The sequence below is a fragment of the Streptomyces sp. NPDC001781 genome, from assembly GCF_053596035.1.
Map to the genome: position 1 here is coordinate 56,010 of NZ_JBSFFI010000006.1, position 16,942 is coordinate 72,951.

Annotated in this window: 15 protein-coding genes and 1 pseudogene; 7 read left to right on the top strand and 9 right to left on the bottom strand. The window is 72.2% G+C overall.

The window, feature by feature from the left end:
* Nucleotides 1-13: 13 nt before the first annotated feature.
* The 3 genes from tilS to dacB form a co-directional block, all read right to left on the bottom strand.
* Nucleotides 14-1,111 carry a tRNA lysidine(34) synthetase TilS gene (tilS, locus tag ACWCV3_RS07535; RefSeq protein WP_451219840.1) on the bottom strand — a complete coding sequence of 366 codons (1,098 nt, stop codon included), beginning with the start codon at nucleotides 1,109-1,111 and terminating at the stop codon, nucleotides 14-16.
* Between the two features lie 167 nt (nucleotides 1,112-1,278).
* Nucleotides 1,279-2,385, bottom strand: coding sequence for a zinc-dependent metalloprotease (locus tag ACWCV3_RS07540; RefSeq protein ID WP_451220334.1), 1,107 nt, complete (start codon nucleotides 2,383-2,385; stop codon nucleotides 1,279-1,281).
* A gap of 105 nt (nucleotides 2,386-2,490) precedes the next feature.
* A complete protein-coding gene (gene dacB / locus ACWCV3_RS07545) occupies nucleotides 2,491-4,086 on the bottom strand; it encodes a D-alanyl-D-alanine carboxypeptidase/D-alanyl-D-alanine endopeptidase (RefSeq protein WP_451219843.1) in 1,596 nt (531 codons plus the stop codon).
* Nucleotides 4,087-4,165: 79 nt separating this feature from the next.
* Here dacB and ACWCV3_RS07550 point away from each other — a divergent pair, with 79 nt between their 5' ends.
* On the top strand, nucleotides 4,166-4,657 hold the full coding sequence (locus ACWCV3_RS07550; RefSeq protein WP_451219846.1) for an inorganic diphosphatase: 492 nt from the start codon (nucleotides 4,166-4,168) through the stop codon (nucleotides 4,655-4,657).
* Nucleotides 4,658-4,774: 117 nt separating this feature from the next.
* A complete protein-coding gene (locus tag ACWCV3_RS07555) occupies nucleotides 4,775-6,433 on the top strand; it encodes a threonine/serine ThrE exporter family protein (protein WP_451219849.1) in 1,659 nt (552 codons plus the stop codon).
* Between the two features lie 10 nt (nucleotides 6,434-6,443).
* Here the strand turns inward: ACWCV3_RS07555 and ACWCV3_RS07560 are convergent, their stop codons facing one another.
* Nucleotides 6,444-7,502 carry a VTT domain-containing protein gene (locus ACWCV3_RS07560; protein ID WP_451219852.1) on the bottom strand — a complete coding sequence of 353 codons (1,059 nt, stop codon included), beginning with the start codon at nucleotides 7,500-7,502 and terminating at the stop codon, nucleotides 6,444-6,446.
* Between the two features lie 152 nt (nucleotides 7,503-7,654).
* Here ACWCV3_RS07560 and ACWCV3_RS07565 point away from each other — a divergent pair, with 152 nt between their 5' ends.
* The gene (locus ACWCV3_RS07565) at nucleotides 7,655-8,020 is read left to right on the top strand and encodes a YbjQ family protein (RefSeq protein WP_130338306.1); all 366 of its coding nucleotides are present in this window, start codon (nucleotides 7,655-7,657) and stop codon (nucleotides 8,018-8,020) included.
* A 31-nt stretch (nucleotides 8,021-8,051) separates the two neighbouring features.
* Here the strand turns inward: ACWCV3_RS07565 and ACWCV3_RS07570 are convergent.
* Nucleotides 8,052-8,817: pseudogene (locus tag ACWCV3_RS07570) on the bottom strand (MerR family transcriptional regulator).
* A 132-nt stretch (nucleotides 8,818-8,949) separates the two neighbouring features.
* Here ACWCV3_RS07570 and ACWCV3_RS07575 point away from each other — a divergent pair.
* Nucleotides 8,950-10,233, top strand: coding sequence for an ion channel protein (locus ACWCV3_RS07575; protein WP_451219856.1), 1,284 nt, complete (start codon nucleotides 8,950-8,952; stop codon nucleotides 10,231-10,233).
* A gap of 35 nt (nucleotides 10,234-10,268) precedes the next feature.
* Nucleotides 10,269-11,672, top strand: coding sequence for a glutamate decarboxylase (locus ACWCV3_RS07580; RefSeq protein ID WP_451219859.1), 1,404 nt, complete (start codon nucleotides 10,269-10,271; stop codon nucleotides 11,670-11,672).
* Nucleotides 11,673-11,678: 6 nt separating this feature from the next.
* Here the strand turns inward: ACWCV3_RS07580 and ACWCV3_RS07585 are convergent, their stop codons facing one another.
* The 3 genes from ACWCV3_RS07585 to ACWCV3_RS07595 all read right to left on the bottom strand — a co-directional run bounded on the left by ACWCV3_RS07585 (nucleotide 11,679) and on the right by ACWCV3_RS07595 (nucleotide 14,752).
* Nucleotides 11,679-12,230, bottom strand: a complete 552-nt coding sequence (locus ACWCV3_RS07585) for a DinB family protein (protein ID WP_451219862.1) — start codon at nucleotides 12,228-12,230, stop codon at nucleotides 11,679-11,681.
* 122 nt (nucleotides 12,231-12,352) lie between these two features.
* Nucleotides 12,353-13,813 carry an aldehyde dehydrogenase family protein gene (locus tag ACWCV3_RS07590; protein WP_451219865.1) on the bottom strand — a complete coding sequence of 487 codons (1,461 nt, stop codon included), beginning with the start codon at nucleotides 13,811-13,813 and terminating at the stop codon, nucleotides 12,353-12,355.
* 114 nt (nucleotides 13,814-13,927) lie between these two features.
* Nucleotides 13,928-14,752, bottom strand: a complete 825-nt coding sequence (locus tag ACWCV3_RS07595; protein WP_451220337.1) for a helix-turn-helix domain-containing protein — start codon at nucleotides 14,750-14,752, stop codon at nucleotides 13,928-13,930.
* A gap of 333 nt (nucleotides 14,753-15,085) precedes the next feature.
* On the opposite strand from ACWCV3_RS07595, the gene ACWCV3_RS07600 reads away from it, so the two are divergent.
* A complete protein-coding gene (locus tag ACWCV3_RS07600) occupies nucleotides 15,086-15,628 on the top strand; it encodes an ATP-binding protein (RefSeq protein ID WP_451219868.1) in 543 nt (180 codons plus the stop codon).
* Between the two features lie 81 nt (nucleotides 15,629-15,709).
* Here ACWCV3_RS07600 and ACWCV3_RS07605 read toward each other — a convergent pair whose 3' ends face one another.
* On the bottom strand, nucleotides 15,710-15,928 hold the full coding sequence (locus tag ACWCV3_RS07605; protein WP_451220340.1) for a DUF397 domain-containing protein: 219 nt from the start codon (nucleotides 15,926-15,928) through the stop codon (nucleotides 15,710-15,712).
* Between the two features lie 454 nt (nucleotides 15,929-16,382).
* Here ACWCV3_RS07605 and ACWCV3_RS07610 point away from each other — a divergent pair, with 454 nt between their 5' ends.
* Nucleotides 16,383-16,865, top strand: a complete 483-nt coding sequence (locus ACWCV3_RS07610) for a hypothetical protein (RefSeq protein ID WP_451219871.1) — start codon at nucleotides 16,383-16,385, stop codon at nucleotides 16,863-16,865.
* The last annotated feature ends 77 nt before the right edge of the window (nucleotides 16,866-16,942 follow it).

Genomic DNA, 16,942 nt, shown 5'->3' on the forward strand with positions numbered 1-16,942 from the left:
GGGGGTCGGGATTTCAGCCTTGCCGAATCACCAGTCTGCCACCCTGCCGCTGGGCGACGACCTTGCCCGGCAGATTGATGGCTCCCTGGCCCCGCCAGCCGGTGATCAGCCGGTCCAGCTCCTCGATGTGCCGGGCGAAGAGCGAACCGGCCGGAGCGCCCGCCTCGATGGCGGCCCGGCGCAGCACCCGGCGGCGCACCGCGGGGGGCAGCGCGTAGAGCTTGGCGCACTCCAGCACGCCGTCGGCGTCGCGTACGGAGGACTCGGCCTGGCCGGCCCAGGCGTCCAGGGCGTCGGCGTCGTCGCGGGAGAGCTGGGCGGTACGGGCGAGCGCCTCCACGACGCCCTTGCCGAGCGCCTTCTCCAGCGCGGGCAGGCCCTCGTGGCGCAGCCGGGAGCGGGTGTAGGCCGGGTCGGTGTTGTGCGGGTCGTCCCAGACGGGCAGCGACTGGACCAGACACGCCTTGCGGGCGGTCTGCCGGTCGAGCTGGAGGAACGGGCGCCGGTAACGGCCGTCGGCCCCCGAGACCGCGGCCATGCCGGACAGGGAGCGGATGCCGGAGCCGCGGGCGAGGCCGAGCAGGACGGTCTCGGCCTGGTCGTCGCGGGTGTGGCCGAGCAGGACGGCGGCGGCGCCGTGGCGTTCGGCGGCATCGTCCAGGGCGGCGTACCGGGCGTCTCTCGCCGCCGCCTCGGGGCCGCCCTCGCGGCCCACGGTGACGGCGACGGACTCCACGGGAGCGAGGCCGAGTCCGCGCAGCCTGAGGGCGACCTCCTCGGCGCGCAGGGCGGAGCCGGGCTGGAGGCCGTGGTCGACGGTGACGCCGCCGGCGCGCAGGCCGAGGCGGGGGGCCTCGAAGGCGAGGGCGGAGGCGAGCGCCATGGAGTCGGCGCCTCCGGAGCAGGCGACGAGGACGAGCGGCGCGGTGGCGGGGGCGGGACCCCGGTGGCGCTGCGCGGTGCCCGGCCCGCCGGTTCGGTGGGCGACGGCCACGGCGCCGTGGCCGCCGTGCGCGGTGCCGCCGTGCTCGGCGGCCTGGCCGGTGGCGATGTCGTGGAGGACGCGGCGGACCGCCAGGCGTATCGCCGCGACCGCGGGATGGGGACCCATGTCCGGTTCCCTTCATGAAGTTTCGGGGACGAGCCCGAAGTCCGGTCACTCAGAGTGCGTCGATGGTGACAGAAACGGGCGGTTCCCCGAGCATTGCACGCCTACGCATGGCTGACGGTCCCTCGGACGGGTGATTGGAGGGGCATTTACCCGCCGTCCAACCGCCCTCAGGGTTCGGTCGTGCGGTGCACTCGCGCGACCCAGGCGGCCGGGTCGGAGATCTCGGCCTTGGTGGGCAGCGTGTTGGGCGAGGTCCACACCCGGTTGAAGCCGTCCATGCCGACCTCGTCGACGACCGCGCGGACGAAGCGCTCGCCGTCGCGGTACTGGCGCAGCTTGGCGTCGAGCCCGAGGAGTTTGCGCAGCGCGAGGTCGAGGCGGGAGGCGCCCTTGGCCCGGCGCTGCTGGAACTTCTCGCGGATCTCGGCGACGCTCGGCACGACCTCGGGGCCGACGCCGTCCATGACGAAGTCGGCGTGCCCCTCCAGCAGGGACATGACGGCGGTGAGGCGGCCGAGGATCTCCCGCTGGGCGGGGCTCTGCACGAGCTCCACCAGCGAGCGTCCGCCGTCCTCCCGCTCGCCCTCGGGGCGGCCACCGGCGAGCGACTGGGCGGCGTCCCGGACGCGTTCGAGGAAGGTCATCGGGTCGACGTCGGTCTCCGCGAGGAACGCCTGGATCTCGCCCTCCAGGTGGTCGCGGAGCCAGGGCACGGCGGTGAACTGGGTGCGGTGGGTCTCCTCGTGCAGGCACACCCAGAGCCGGAAGTCGTGCGGGTCCACGTCGAGTTCGCGCTCCACGTGGACGATGTTCGGCGCGACGAGCAGCAGCCGGCCGCCTCCGCCGGGCGCGGTGCCGGCGGGCAGGTCGGGGGCCGCGGGGGCGAAGGTCTCGTACTGGCCGAGGACGCGGGAGGACAGGAACGACAGCAGCATGCCGAGTTCGACACCGGTCACCTTGCCGCCGACGGCACCGAGGACGGCGTTGCCCGCGCCCGGACCGCGCCGTTCCTGCATCTTGTCGAGCAGGGGCCTCAGCAGCTCACGGAAGCCGGCGACGTTGGCCCGTACCCAGCCGGGGCGGTCGACGACCAGGACGGGGGTGTCGTGGACGTCCCCGGTCCCCATGCGGGTGAAGGCCCGTACGTGTTCCTCGGAGACCTTGGCGTGCCGGCGCAGCTCGGCCACCACCGCCCTGGCCTCGTCCCTGCTGATCTCCGGCCCCGGCCGCACGAGCCGCGTCGCGGTCGCCACCGCGAGATTCCAGTCGACCATCCCCTGAGAAGCGGTGCCACCGAAGCTCGTCATGCGTCAACGGTACGTGAGCCCCCGCCCTCCGGGCAGTGCGTCGGGCGGGGCGGGCGCTCCGGTTCGCGGCGGCTACCCGCAGCCGCAGCCGGCCAGGGTCGTCGCCGCGTGGTCCAGGGCGGACTGGGCGGACTGGGGGTCGGTGGTGCCCGAGGCGAGGAAGGCGAAGGCGAGGAGGCGGCCGTCCTTGGTGACGACCGTGCCGGCGAGAGAGTTGACACCGGTCAGGGTGCCGGTCTTGGCGCGGATGAGGCCGGCCGCGCCGCCGTCGGCGTAGCGCTGGGCGAGGGTTCCGGTGAACCCGCCGACGGGCAGGCCGGTGAGTACGGGGCGCAGGCCGGGCCGGGCGGGGTCGGCGGCGGTGGCGAGCAGCGAGGTCAGGAGGTCGGCGGTGAGCCGGTCGTCGCGGTCGAGCCCGCTGCCGTCGCGGAAGGAGGCGCCGCGCATCGGCAGTCCGAGCTTGGTCAGGCGGGCGGCGACGGCCTTGGCGCCGCCCGCGAAGCTGCCGGGCTGCCCGGAGGCGAGGGCGGTCTGCCGGAGCAGCGCCTCGGCGATGTCGTTGTCGCTGTTGGTCAGCATCCGCTCGACCACGTCGGACAGCGGCGGCGAGGAGACGGAGGCGAGGGTGGTCGCGCGGGAGGTGGCCTTGGAGGGGCCGGGCGGGGTCGTCTTGACGCCCGCCTGTTCGAGGAACCCCGCGAAGGTGCGGGCGGCCTCGGCGGCGGGGTCGGCCACGCGGCTCACCGGCCCGCTGCCGGAGTCGTCGGTGCGGCCCTCGTCGGCGGTGAGGGCGGTGACCTCGGCGAGGTTGTCGTTGACGCCGATGGGGTGCCGGGAGGGGCCGGAGTACAGGGTCGTGTCGTAGGACAGCGTGACCTTCTCGACGCCCCGCTTCCTCAGCGCGGTCGCGGTGCTCGCGGCGAGGGTGCGCAGGCTCGCCCAGCCGCCGCTCGACTTGTGCGCGGTGAGGGTCGGGTCGCCGCCGCCGACGAGGACCAGTTCGCCGGTGTCGGGGTCGAGCGCGGTGCGGGTGGTGAGCCGGTGGTCGGGGCCGAGCGCGGACAGCGCGGCCACCGCGGTGGCGATCTTGGTGGTGGAGGCGGGTGTGAACGCCTGGCCGGAGTGGGTGCCGTACAGACGGCTGCCGGTGGCGACGTCCACGACGGCCGCGGCACGGCCCTCGCCGAGGGCGGGGCCGGCCAGCAGGGGGGCCAGGGCGCCCGCGATGCCGCTCGGCGGGACCTTGCCGGACCTGGCGGGCTCCGCGGCGCCGCCGAGCGCGCGCAGTACGGGCGGGGCGCTGGGCGCGGTCTCGGGACCGCCTCCCGCGATGCCGCCGCCGTCGTGATCTGCGCCACGTACGAGCGTGAGGGCGACCGCGCGGTCCCGCTCGGCCGTACGCTGACCCGCGCCGTCGAAGGGGCCGGCCACGGCCGCTGCGCCGGCGGCCAGTGCCAGTCCGGCGGCGGCCGCCGAGGCGGTGAAGTACCAGGTCCGTGAGGGTCTGGGACCCAGCTGGCCGGCTCCGGGACGCAGGGCGGACGTCAACCGCGCGAGAGGCGGTTTCACGGCGGACGCCGTGTGCGCCAGACTCGGCCGTAGGGCGTCCGCGAGCCGCTTCACACGCGGTCCCACGGACCGCAAAGGTCCCAGCTCCGGCACGACCACCAGCCCCTTTCGCGATCACACTCCTGCGTGAGGGACACTTAACCACCAGAACTATGTGCTGATCATGGAGGAGCCACCGGTGGAGTTCGACGTCACGATCGAGATCCCGAAGGGTTCGCGGAACAAGTACGAGGTGGACCACGAGACCGGTCGGATCCGCCTGGACCGTCGCCTCTTCACCTCGACCGCCTACCCGACCGACTACGGATTCGTCGAGAACACGCTCGGCGAGGACGGCGACCCGCTGGACGCGCTCGTCATCCTGGACGAGCCCACGTTCCCGGGCTGCCTGATCCGCTGCCGCGCGATCGGCATGTTCCGCATGACCGACGAGGCGGGCGGCGACGACAAGCTGCTGTGCGTCCCGTCGACGGACCCGCGCGTGGAGCACCTGCGCGACATCCACCACGTGTCGGAGTTCGACCGCCTGGAGATCCAGCACTTCTTCGAGGTCTACAAGGACCTGGAGCCGGGCAAGTCGGTCGAGGGCGCCAACTGGGTGGGCCGCCAGGAGGCCGAGGCGGAGATCGAGCGCTCCTTCAAGCGCCTTGAGGAGCAGGGCGGTCACTGACCTACCCCTCCTGTCCGAGCGGGCCGTGTCACCCCGGTGGGGGTGGTGCGGCCCGCTCGCGCTTTCACGCGCATACTGAGGCGTAATCGGAAGGTGCCATTCAGGGAGCGGTGCGAGGTGTCGGAGGCGGAGGACCGCAAGCCCCGGTCGGACGAGGCGCGGGCCACGTTCGACCCGGAGATCACGTCCGAGTTCGCCATCCCGGAGGGACTCGCGGTCGCCAGGGGAAGCGGCGAGTCGGAGACGACGTCCGAGTTCGCCGTGCCCAAGGGGCTGGAGACGGCGCAGGCGGAGGCCGAGCCGGAGGGCTCGGCGTTCGACATGCCGCGTACGTACAGCGTCAAGGACGCGCCGGCCGCGTTCACCCCCGCGACGGGCGTCCCGATGATCACGCTGATCACGGACGCGCCCTGGCAGGACCGGATGCGCACGATGCTGCGCATGCCGGTGGCCGAGCGCCCGGCGCTGGAGCCGGTGGCGCGCTCCGAGGACGAGGGCCCGGCGGTCCCGCGCGTGCTCGACCTGACCCTGCGTATCGGCGAGTTGCTGCTCGCGGGCGGTGAGGGCGCCGAGGACGTGGAGGCCGCGATGTTCGCGGTGTGCCGGTCCTACGGACTGGACCGCTGCGAGCCGACGGTGACCTTCACGCTGCTGTCGATCACCTATCAGCCCTCCCTGGTGGAGGACCCGGTGACGGCGTCCCGGACGGTCCGCAGGCGCGGCACCGACTACACCCGGCTGGCGGCCGTCTTCCGGCTGGTGGACGACCTCACGGACGCCGAGGCGCACCCGTCCCTGGAGGAGGCGTACGGCCGCCTGGCGGAGATGCGGCGCAACCGGCACCCCTATCCCGGCTGGGCGCTGACGATGGCCAGTGGCGGGCTGGCGGGCGCGGCCTCGGTGCTGGTCGGCGGTGACGCGATCGTGTTCGTCGCGGCCGCGCTGGGGGCGATGCTCGGCGACCGGCTGGCCTGGCTGCTGGCCGGGCGCGGGCTGCCGGAGTTCTACCAGTTCACGGCGGCCGCGATGCCGCCCGCCGCGATCGGCGTGGCGTTCGCTCTGGCCGACGTGGACGTGAAGGCGTCCGCGGTGGTCACCGGTGGGCTCTTCGCGCTGCTGCCGGGGCGGGCGCTGGTGGCAGGCGTGCAGGACGGACTGACGGGCTTCTACATCACCGCGTCGGCGCGGCTGCTGGAGGTCATGTACTTCTTCGTCGCCATCGTGATCGGCGTGCTGACGGTGCTCTACTTCGGCGTGCAGGTGGGCGGCGAGCTGAACCCGGACGCGGCACTGAACATCCAGTCCCGGCCGGTGCTGCAGATCCTGGCGTCCATGGTGCTGTCGCTGACCTTCGCCGTGCTGCTCCAGCAGGAGCGCTCCACGGTGCTGTGGGTGACGCTCAACGGCGGTGTCGCCTGGTCGGTGTACGGCGCGCTGCAGTACACCGCGGACATCTCGCCGGTGGCGTCCACGGCGGTGGCGGCCGGTCTGGTGGGCCTGTTCGGGCAGTTGCTGGCGCGCTATCGCTTCGCGTCCGCGCTGCCGTTCACCACGGCCGCGATCGGCCCGCTGCTGCCCGGTTCGGCCACGTACTTCGGTCTGCTGGCCATCGCGCAGAGCGAGGTGGACAAGGGGCTGGTGTCGCTGGCCAAGGCCGTGTCACTGGCCATGGCCATCGCCATCGGGGTGAACCTGGGTGCGGAGATCTCCCGGCTCACCCTCCGGATCGGCTCCGCCGGCAAACGCCGGGCGGCCAAGCGGACCAGGGGCTTCTAGGGCCCCGCCCCTACTGGGGGCGGTGGCCGCCCTGGCCCTGTCCCTGGTCGTAACCGTAGGGGTAGGGCTGCTGGGACTGCTGCGGCTGCCGGGGGCGTCCGTAGTCGTCGTACTGCTGCTGGGGCTGCTGGCCGTAGTACGGGTCCTGCTGCCGGCCGTAGCCGCCGTGGCCCTGGCCGGGGTGGCCCTGGCCGGGGTGGCCCTGACCGCCGTGGTCCTGGCCGGGGTAGCCCTGACCGCCCTGGTCCTGGCCGGGGTGACCCTGCTGCCAGTGCTGCGGGGGATGGGGCTGCCGCTGGGGGGCCGCCTGCTGCTCGTACGGGTTCCCGTAGGGGTCCTGGTAGGGCTGGCCGGGCTCGATGCGGCGGAGCTGGGTCGTGGAAGCGTCCATGACCGGCGCCTGCGGCTGCTCGGGCCCGGGCTGCTCGGGGGCCTGCGGCTCCGCACGCTTGTTCTTGCCGCGGGCGCGCAGGAACTCGACGGCGATCGGGATCACCGAGATCAGGACGATGAGGATGAGCATCGCCTCGATGTTGTCCTTGACGATGCCGATGTTGCCGAGCCAGGAGCCGAGGAGCGTCACGCCGGCGCCCCACAGCACACCGCCGATGACGTTGAAGGTCAGGAACGAGCGGTACCGCATCCCGCTGACGCCCGCGATGATCGGCGTGAAGGTCCGGACGATGGGCACGAAGCGGGCCAGGATCAGCGACTTCGGGCCGTACTTCTCGAAGAACTCGTGCGCCTTGGTGACGTTCTCCTGCTTGAACAGGCGTGAGTCGGGCCGGTTGAACAGGGACGGTCCGACCTTCTTCCCGAACATGTAGCCCGCCTGGTCGCCCAGGACCGCCGCGGCGCAGATCAGCGCGATGGCTCCCCACAGCGGGAAGTCGAGCTCCCCGGAGGTGATCAGCAGACCCGCCGTGAACAGCAGCGAGTCGCCCGGCAGGAAGAAGCCGATGAGCAGGCCGGACTCGGCGAAGACGATGAGCAGCAGACCCCAGATGCTGTAGGTGTCCAGCAGGTAGTTGGGATCGAGCCAGCTCGGGCCGAGGGCGAGTGTCATCACGGGTCCGGGCTCCTGAGGGGGGAAGAAGGCGGCTACGGCGGCTGCGACGTCCATGTGTGGCCGCCCAAAGCTATCAACGCTTCGTGACGGGCCCAGGTTCCACCGGCCGTCCCAGGATGCACTGTGCGGCGACCGCGGCAAAGCTGTGCGCCATGGGACTCGAAGACTACGGCGGCGGCCAGGGGCCCGAGCCGGACGTGCTGGTGGTGACGGCGAACGACGTGCCCGGACGCCGGGTGGAGCGGGTGCTCGGCGAGGTCTTCGGCCTCACCGTGCGCTCGCGGCACCTGGGCAGCCAGATCGGCGCCGGGCTGAAGTCCATGATCGGCGGCGAGCTGAAGGGGCTGACCAAGACCCTGGTGCAGACCCGCAACCAGGCCATGGAGCGCCTGGTGGAGCAGGCACGCGCCCGGGGCGCCAACGCCGTGGTCGCCTTCCGCTTCGACGTCACCGAGGCCGCCGACCTGGGCACCGAGGTGTGCGCCTACGGCACGGCGGTGGTCCTGGCCCGCGAGTGAACCAGGACCAGACACAGAACCCGATGAAGCACTACCAGGCCCCGTGCCGCTCGGCGTTGGCGGCGATGGCCGCGTTCAGGTGGGCGGCGACACCGGCGCCGAGGGCTTCGTAGTAGGCGGTGAAGCGGGCGTCGCCGACGTACATCTCACCCAGACAGCGATGCGCCGGGTACGGGCATTCGTAGAACCAGCGGCCGATGTGGCGGCGGTGCTCCTCGGCGAGGTCCATCGCGGCCGGGGCGGCGGGCGGCACACCGTCGGCCACCAGGGCGGCGTAACGGGCGTTGAGGTCGTCGGACTCGGCCCGCATCCGCTGCCAGTCGGCCAGGGCGCGGCGGGCGGTGCGGCGGCGGGACTCGGCGTACGCCTCGGTGCCGCTCCAGCGGCGCTCGGTCTCCTCGGCGTACCTCTCGGGGTCGTGGTCCCCGAAGACCTCGAAGCGTTCCTCGGGGGTGAGGTCGATGCCCGTCGTGCGTGCCTCCATGGCGTGTTCCACGGCCGCCGCCATCCGGCTCAGCCTCTCGATCCGGGCGGTCAGCAGCTCGTGCTGCCTGCGCAGATGGGCGCGGGGGGTCCGCGCCCGGATCGTCGAGCAGGGCGGCGACCTCGTCGAGCGGGAAGCCGAGCTCGCGGTAGAACAGGATCCGCTGGAGCCGGTCGAGGTCGGCGTCGGCGTAGCGCCGGTGTCCGGCGTGCGTGCGCTCGCCGGGCACGAGCAGCCCGATCTCGTCGTAGTGGTGCAGGGTGCGCACCGTGATCCCGGCGAACCCCGCGACCTGCCCCACGGAGAAGCTCAACGTTCCTCGCTCCTAGTCCCGGCGGCGCGGGGTGCGCCGCCGGGGTCCACGGTGCGTCCTCACACCGGGTGAGGTGCAAGGGGGATTCCCGTTCGGGATGTTGTGATGCTTTCGTCCGCTTATGGTGATCGCGTGGCCCAGGACACCGCGCGGCAGCCGCCGACCGCTCCCACGGCCCCGGCGCGTGCGCTGCTGCCGCTGATCCTGCCCTCCGTGGCGGTGGGGATCGTGACCAGCCTCGTCTTCGTCGGGGTGAGCACGGCCGCCGAGAAGCTCCAGCACGTGCTGTGGGGACCGCTGCCGGACGCGCTCGGGGTGGGCCGGTACTCGGTGCTCTGGATGTTCGTCATGCTCTTCGCCACCGGTGTCGCGGTCGGCCTGGTGGTGTGGAAGGTCCCCGGACACGCCGGTCCCGACCCGGCCACCCTCGGCCTGGACGCCCCGGTGCTGGCGCCGAGGGTGCTGCCCGGACTGGTGCTCGCGGTGGGGCTGATGCTGGCGGGCGGCCCGAGCCTCGGCCCGGAGAACCCGATCATCGCGGTCAACGTCGGGCTCGCCGTGTGGTTCGGGCAGAAACTGGTGCCCCGGGCGCCGGGCGCGCTGTGGCCGATGCTGGCGGAGGCGGGCACCATCGGGGCGCTGTTCGGCACGCCCGTCGCGGCCGCGCTGGTGATCTCCGAGGCGCTGGCCGGGCGCCCGCTGCGGGGGCGGCTCTGGGACAACCTGTTCGCCCCGCTGACCGCCGCCGCCTGCGGCGCCGTCACCACCACCCTGATCTCCCGCCCCTCCTTCGACCTGGGCCTCGCGCCCTTCGGCCAACCCCGCTGGAACGACGTGGTGGCCGCCCTGGTGATCACACCGGCGGCCGCGCTGCTCGGCATGTGCGCGGTCTACGCCTTCCCCCGCGTCCACGCCGTCTTCGGCCGGCTGCGGCACCCGATGCTGATGCTCCCGGCGGGCGGGCTCGTGCTGGGCGCGCTGGCGGCGCTGGGCGGGCATCTGACGCTGTTCAAGGGGCTCGCCGAGGTCGGGGAGCTGGCGCGGAACCCCGATGGCTGGTCGTCCGGACAGTTCGCGCTGATGGCGGTGGTGAAGCTGGCCGCGCTGGTGGTGGCCGCCTCCTGCGGGTTCCGGGGCGGTCGGATCTTCCCGTCCGTGTTCATCGGGGCCGCGCTGGGCCTGTGCGCGCACGCACTGGTCCCTGCCGTGCAGCCCGCGGTCGCGGTGGCCACGGGTGTGCTGGGCGTGCTGCTGGCGATCACGCGGCAGGGCTGGGTCAGCCTCTTCACGGCCGCCGTCCTGGTCGCCTCCCCCTCGGTGCTCACCCTGCTGTGCATCGGTTCGCTGCCCGCCTGGCTGCTGGTGACCGGGCGGGCGCAGATGCAGTTGCACCCGGACGGGACCCCGATCCGCTGAACCTTCCCTGATTCCCTCTGATGGAGGCATGGCCCATGGCGCTGCACCGAGGTTCCAAGAAGCACGGGCACCGGCACCTGTCCGTCAACCCGTTCTACGGGGACGCCGACCCCGTGGGCGGGATGACCGAGGCACCGCCCACCCACCGGCTGCCGGAGAAGCCGCTGACCCCGGCGACCGCCTACCAGGTGGTGCACGACGAACTCATGCTGGACGGCAACGCCCGGCTGAACCTGGCCACCTTCGTCACCACCTGGATGGAGCCGCAGGCCGGGGTGCTGATGGCGGAGTGCCTGGACAAGAACATGATCGACAAGGACGAGTACCCGCGCACCGCGGAGCTGGAGCGGCGTTGCGTGGCGATCCTCGCCGACCTGTGGAACGCCCCCGACCCCTCGGGCGTGGTCGGCTGCTCCACCACCGGCTCCAGCGAGGCGTGCATGCTGGCCGGACTGGCGCTCAAGCGCCGCTGGTCCAAGCGGAACGCCGACCGGTACCCGGGGGCCCGGCCGAACCTGGTGATGGGCGTCAACGTCCAGGTCTGCTGGGACAAGTTCTGCAACTTCTGGGAGGTCGAGCCCCGGCTCGTCCCCATGGAGGGCGACCGCTTCCACCTCGACCCGCGCGCGGCGGCCGAGCTGTGCGACGAGAACACCATCGGGGTCGTCGGCATCCTCGGCTCCACCTTCGACGGCTCCTACGAGCCCATCGCCGAACTCTGCGCCGAGCTGGACGCCCTCAAGGAGCGCACGGGACTCGACGTCCCCGTGCACGTGGACGGGGCCTCGGGCGCGATGGTCGCCCCCTTCCTGGACGAAGACCTCGTCTGGGACTTCCGGCTCCCCCGCGTGGCCTCGATCAACACCTCCGGCCACAAGTACGGGCTCGTCTACCCCGGCGTCGGCTGGGCGCTGTGGCGGGACTCCGACGCACTCCCCGAGGAGCTGGTGTTCCGGGTGAACTACCTCGGCGGCGACATGCCCACCTTCGCGCTGAACTTCTCCCGCCCCGGCGCCCAGGTCGCGGCCCAGTACTACACGTTCCTGCGCCTGGGCCGCGAGGGTTACCGCGCGGTGCAGCGCTCCACCCGCGACGTGGCGACCTATCTCGCGGACGGGATCGAGGCGCTCGGCGACTTCCGCCTGCTGACGCGCGGCGACCAGCTCCCGGTCTTCGCCTTCACCACCGCCGGCCACGTCACCGCGTACGACGTGTTCGACCTCTCCCGGCGGCTGCGCGAGTACGGCTGGCTGGTGCCCGCGTACACCTTCCCACCGGACCGGGAGGACCTGTCCGTGCTGCGGGTGGTGTGCCGCAACGGGTTCTCCCGCGACCTGGCCGATCTCTTCCTCGCCGACCTCACCAACGCGCTGGACGGCCTGCGACGCCAGCAGGGGCCCACGGGTGACAGGGAGACCGCCACCGGGTTCCACCACTGACACCCCCTAGGGCGCGGACCGCTGCTGCTCCTCCAGCGCGACCAGCTCGAACGCCGTCTTCCCGTCCAGGGACTCCCGGATGATGTCGGCGTGGCCCGCGTGCCGGGCCGTCTCGCGGATCAGGTGGAGACAGAGCCAGCGCAGCGAGACCGCGCCGTCCGGCGGGAACCAGGGGTCCGGGGGCAGCGGGAAGGTGTCGTCCAGGCTGGGGGCGGAGCGGATCAGCTTCTCCGTCTCCGCGGCCACCTCCGCCCAGTACGCGAGCTGTCCCGCGACCGTCTCGCCGTCGGTGAGCTGAAAGCACTCGTGCCAGTTCGACTGGTCCCGCTCCACCGCCGGCGGCTCCTGCCGGGCGCGGGCCTGCCATGCCTGCTCGACCTCGACGACGTGCTTCAGCAGCCCGCCCAGAGTCAGTTCGCTCGCGCTGGGCCGGATGCGCGCCTGCTCCTCCGTCAGGCCCAGCAGGGCCCGGCGGATGCCGCTCCGCTGCTCCTCCACGAACGCCAGCAGTGCCCCGCGCTCGTCGCCCGGCGCCTCGGCTCCCACATGAGTGACCATGACCGTCCGCCTCTTCCTCGGCTCCCGCCGGGGCGCTTCACCCCGGCACCGACGAAGCTACGGGCCGTCGAGGTCGGATCCTGTCCTAGATGGCACGTGACGCGGAAGTTTCTCCCGGCGGCTCAGAACGGGAAGCCGCTGCGCCCGTGCTGCACCGAGATCCACTTGGTGGTGGTGAACGCCTCCAACGTCGTCTCGCCGTTCAGCCGGCCGAGGCCCGAGTGCTTCTCCCCGCCGAAGGGCACGATCGGCTCGTCGTGCACGGTGCCGTCGTTCACATGGAACATCCCGGTGTCGATCCGCCGCGCGAAGGCCACCCCACGCTCGACGTCCGCTGTGTGCACGGCGCCGCTGAGACCGTAGGGGGTGTCGTTGACGATCCGGACCGCGTCCTCCTCGTCGCCGAACGGCACGAGGAAGACGACCGGCCCGAAGACCTCCTGCCGCAGCAGCTCCGACCCCTCGGGCACGTCGGTGAGCACACTGGGCGCGACCAGATTGCCCTCGACCGAACCGCGCACCAGCGCCGTGGCCCCCTCCGCGAGCGCCTGCTCGATCACGCCCGACAGGGCGTTCGCCTGGGTGGAGTTGATGACGGGACCGATGACCGTGGACGGGTCGCGCGGGTCCCCCACCGGGAGCGAGCGCACCTTGGCGACGAACTTCGCGGTGAACTCCTCCGCCACCGAACGGTCCACCAGCACCCGGTTGGCGGCCATGCAGACCTGCCCCTGGTGCACGAACCGGCTGAAGACGGCGGCGTCCACCGCGTAGTCGAGGTCGGCGTCGTCCAGCACCACCAGGGCGCTGTTCCCGCCGAGTTCGAGCACAGCCCGTTTGAAGTTGGCGGCGCACACGGTGGCCACGTGGCGGCCCGTGGCTTCCGAGCCGGTGAAGGAGATGACCCGCGGCACCGGGTGCTCGATGAAGGCGTCCCCGATCTCCGCGATGTCGGTGACCACCACGTTGAGCAGCCCGCCGGGCAGGCCGGCGTCCTCGAAGAGCCTGCCGATCAGGGTGCCGCCCACGACCGGGGTGCTCTGGTGCGGCTTGAGGACCACGCCGTTGCCGAGCGCGAGCGCCGGGGCGACCGACTTCAGCGACAACAGGAAGGGGAAGTTGAACGGGCTGATCACCCCCACCACCCCGACCGGTACCCGGTAGAGCCGGTTCTCCTTGCCCTCCAGCGGAGAGGGCAGGATGCGGCCCTCGGGGGCCAGCGCCAGGCGCACCGACTCGCGCAGGAACTCCTTGGCGAGGTGCAGCTCGAAAGCCGCCTTCACCCGGGTGCCGCCCAGCTCCGCGACGATCAGCCCGGCGATCTCCTCCTCGCGCTCCTCCAGCAGTGCCAGGGCCCGCTCGAAGACCGCGCGACGCGCGTAGGGGCTGGTGCGCGCCCACTCCTTCTGGACCCGCTCGGCGGCCCGGTACGCCTGGTCCACCTCGTCGACCGAGGCCACGGTGATCGAGGCCAGCTTCTCGTCGTCGTACGGGTTGAAGTCGATGACGTCCCAGGAGCCGGTGCCCGGCCGCCACTCGCCGTCGATGTACTGCTGGGCGAGGTCGCTGAAAATGGCCGCCATGTGATCCCTCGATCGTGAGCGTACGGCTGAGTCGCGCCAGGTGCTGATCACGGGCCATGGTACCGGCGCGCCACGGAGAGCGAGGAGCGTACTTCTCCTCAACTCCCCTGTGGATCAGAGCTGTTCGACAAGCCTCGCGATGAGTTCACGGCTCTCCTCGGGGCCGGGGCTGTCCTGCTGGAGTTCCTTGAGGGCGTGCTCGTACTGGGCGACGTCCTCGCGCTTGTCCAGGTAGAGCGCGCTGGTGAGCTGCTCCAGGTAGACCACGTCGGAGAGGTCCGACTCGGGGAAGCTGAGCAAGGTGAAGGCACCGCTCTCCCCGGAGTGTCCGCCGAAGGCGAAGGGCATGACCTGAAGGCGCACGTTGGGCCGCTCGGAGACCTCGATCAGGTGCCGGAACTGGCCGCGCATGACGTCACGGTCGCCGTAGGGGCGGTGCAGGGCGGCCTCGTCGAGCACGATGTGGAACTCGGGCGCGTGGTCGCCGAGCAGATGCTTCTGCCGCTCCAGGCGCAGCGCCACCCGCCGCTCGACGTCCGCCGCGCTCGCGCCCCGCATGCCGCGCCGGACCACGGCGCGGGCGTAGTCCTCGGTCTGGAGCAGGCCGTGCACGAACTGCACCTCGTAGACCCGGATGAGGTGCGCGGCGCCCTCCAGCCCCACATAGGTGGGGAACCAGGTCGGCAGCACGTCGGAGTAACTGTGCCACCAGCCAGCCACGTTGGCCTCCCGCGCGAGGGAGAGCAGCGCCTCGCGCTCGGCCCCGTCGTCGATGCCGTAGAGCGTCAACAGGTCTTCGACGTCCCTGGTCTTGAAGCTCACCCGGCCCAGTTCCATCCGGCTGATCTTCGATTCGGAGGCGCGGATCGAGTAACCCGCAGCCTCGCGTGTGATCCCCCGCGCTTCCCGCAGCCGCCTGAGTTGCGAGCCGAGCAGCATCCGCCGCACCACCGATCCGGGCTCTCCCGCGCTCACGTACGTCGCCTCCCCAACCATCCGCAAGGGCCTGAGTCTGCCACTAAAACACTTCAAGCAGTACTCGCACGGTTACGGAAACGGAAAGAGCTGAACCGTTTCCGCCCGCCAGAGGTCACGACCTCTGGCGCCGATGTACGCCCCGATGGCGGAAAAAATGGCCAAGAAGCGGCACGCGCAGGGCGATTTCGGCCTCGTGCACGTGCATCTGCCCTTGCATCTGCTGTGCGCATCCGAAACCATGGGTGCCGCGCCACCGCTGCCTCGCAACGACCGCGAATCCCGGGAGTGCCTCGCATGGGGACGAATGGATCGACCATGCTCAAGCCGTTACGGCAGGGCCTTCCTCCGCTGGACCCCTCGGCCGTGTCCGACGCCGCCTCCTGTGCGCTGCCGGCCCGCTACGAGGCCGTCCGCGAGGCACGGAACTTCACCCGCTCCACTCTCGGCCCGTGGGACGTCGGCGACCGCTTCGACGACATCGCCCTGGTCGTCTCCGAACTCGTCACCAACGCGCTGCGCCATGCCCTGCCCACCGAACTCCCGGCCTGTGCAAGGCAGTCGGCGCCGGTGCGGCTGCATCTGCTGCACTGGGCGGGGCGACTGGTGTGCGCGGTGCGCGATCCGAGCGGCGAGAGCCCGGTACCCCGCGAGACCGAGGACGACTTCTCCGCCGAGTCCGGGCGCGGGCTGCTGCTGGTGGAGTCCTTCGCGGACGGCTGGGGCTGGCACCCGACCACGGGCGAGGGTGGCGGCAAGCTGGTGTGGGCGCTGTTCCGGCTCGGGAAGGACGACCTCGGTGAGGACGGCCTCGGTCAGGGCGACCCGGCCGGAGACTGAGGGTGGCCGGTTCCCCTGCCGGCGGGGGGCCGTTGACATCGTTGCCGGACCGGCTGCCGCCCGGGGCCGACGGTGGTGGGGTCAGCCGGCGATGAGGTGGTCGAACTCGCCGTCCTTGATGCCGAGCAGCATCGCCTCGATCTCCGCCCGGGTGTAGACCAGCGCGGGCCCGTCCGGGAAGCGCGAGTTGCGCACCGCGACCTCGCCGCCGGGCAGCCGCGCGAACTCCACGCAGGAGCCCTGGGAGTTGCTGTGCCGGCTCTTCTGCCAGGCCACGCCGTCCAGCTCCGCGGCAGCCATGCCGTTGTACACGTCGTACCCCCCGTACACGCCGTCAACGTAGCGGTCCACAGGTCGCTCCCCGCTGTGCACTGTCTGATGTGGCCATGGTCGATCGACCCGGATCATAACGCTGTTCATGTGCAGATGAATGGGCAGATGCACGTGCACGGCAGGTGCCGCCGCGGTTACAGCTTTGACGTCCGCTTGACCCCGGCCCCGGGGCCGGTGGTGTCGACGCGCATGCCCGAAACCGGCTCCGGGCATGCCTGAGCGGGCGCCGCGCCCGCGCTTCCGCGCCAGGCCGTCCGGATCGGAACGTCCCGCGTTCGAGGCAGACGCGCGCCGGGCGCCCACTGTTGCCCGGTGTCCCGGATCCGGCCGGGTAACGGCTGGTAACTTGCTGCGGACCTCCGGCTTCGGGGGGCCTCGCGCGCGGCCGGCGGGGCGACCGGCTACTGGTTGGGAGCTTTTGGTGACGACGGCGAAGGTACGGGCCGCTGCGGCGGCGGGACTGGTGGGCGCGCTCGCGCTGACCGTGACGGCGTGCGGCGGGGACAGCTCCCCGGACGACTCCCCCACCACTGCCAGCGCGGCCCCGGCGCCCTCCGGCCCGGACGGCTCCGGCGGCGCGGCTGCCTCGGACAAGCTCCAGGGAAGCTGGATCACCACCGGCGGCGGCAAGATCGTCGCCCTGGTCGTCACCGGCAAGCAGGCCGGCCTCTTCGTCACCGGCGGCACGGTGTGCAGCGGTACGGCGGGCGAGCAGGCGGGCCACGGCGTGATCCGGCTGACCTGCCAGGGCGGCGACGACAGCCGGGCCGAGGGGACGGTCGACTCCGTCGACGGCAAGGCCCTGAAGGTGACCTGGAAGGGCGGTGCCGGGTCGGAGTCGTACACCAGGGCGGAGGGCGGCAAGCTCCCCACCGGGCTGCCGACGAGTCTCCAGCCGTCGTAGGCGTTCCCCGTCCTGGTGAATCGGCGGGGGCGCGTGCCCGGTCTCCGCGCCGAGGCGCCATGATGCGGGGGAGACGT

Excerpts from the sequence above, each read along its gene's own strand:
- ACWCV3_RS07585 (WP_451219862.1), bottom strand. The coding sequence starts at position 12,230 with ATGGTCACTCATGTGGGAGCCGAGGCGCCGGGCGACGAGCGCGGGGCA.
- ACWCV3_RS07595 (WP_451220337.1), bottom strand. The coding sequence starts at position 14,752 with ATGCTGCTCGGCTCGCAACTCAGGCGGCTGCGGGAAGCGCGGGGGATC.
- ACWCV3_RS07580 (WP_451219859.1), top strand. The coding sequence starts at position 10,269 with ATGGCGCTGCACCGAGGTTCCAAGAAGCACGGGCACCGGCACCTGTCC.
- ACWCV3_RS07605 (WP_451220340.1), bottom strand. The coding sequence starts at position 15,928 with ATGGCTGCCGCGGAGCTGGACGGCGTGGCCTGGCAGAAGAGCCGGCAC.
- tilS (WP_451219840.1), bottom strand. The coding sequence starts at position 1,111 with ATGGGTCCCCATCCCGCGGTCGCGGCGATACGCCTGGCGGTCCGCCGC.
- ACWCV3_RS07565 (WP_130338306.1), top strand. The coding sequence starts at position 7,655 with ATGGGACTCGAAGACTACGGCGGCGGCCAGGGGCCCGAGCCGGACGTG.
- ACWCV3_RS07540 (WP_451220334.1), bottom strand. The coding sequence starts at position 2,385 with ATGGTCGACTGGAATCTCGCGGTGGCGACCGCGACGCGGCTCGTGCGG.
- ACWCV3_RS07590 (WP_451219865.1), bottom strand. The coding sequence starts at position 13,813 with ATGGCGGCCATTTTCAGCGACCTCGCCCAGCAGTACATCGACGGCGAG.
- ACWCV3_RS07600 (WP_451219868.1), top strand. The coding sequence starts at position 15,086 with ATGGGGACGAATGGATCGACCATGCTCAAGCCGTTACGGCAGGGCCTT.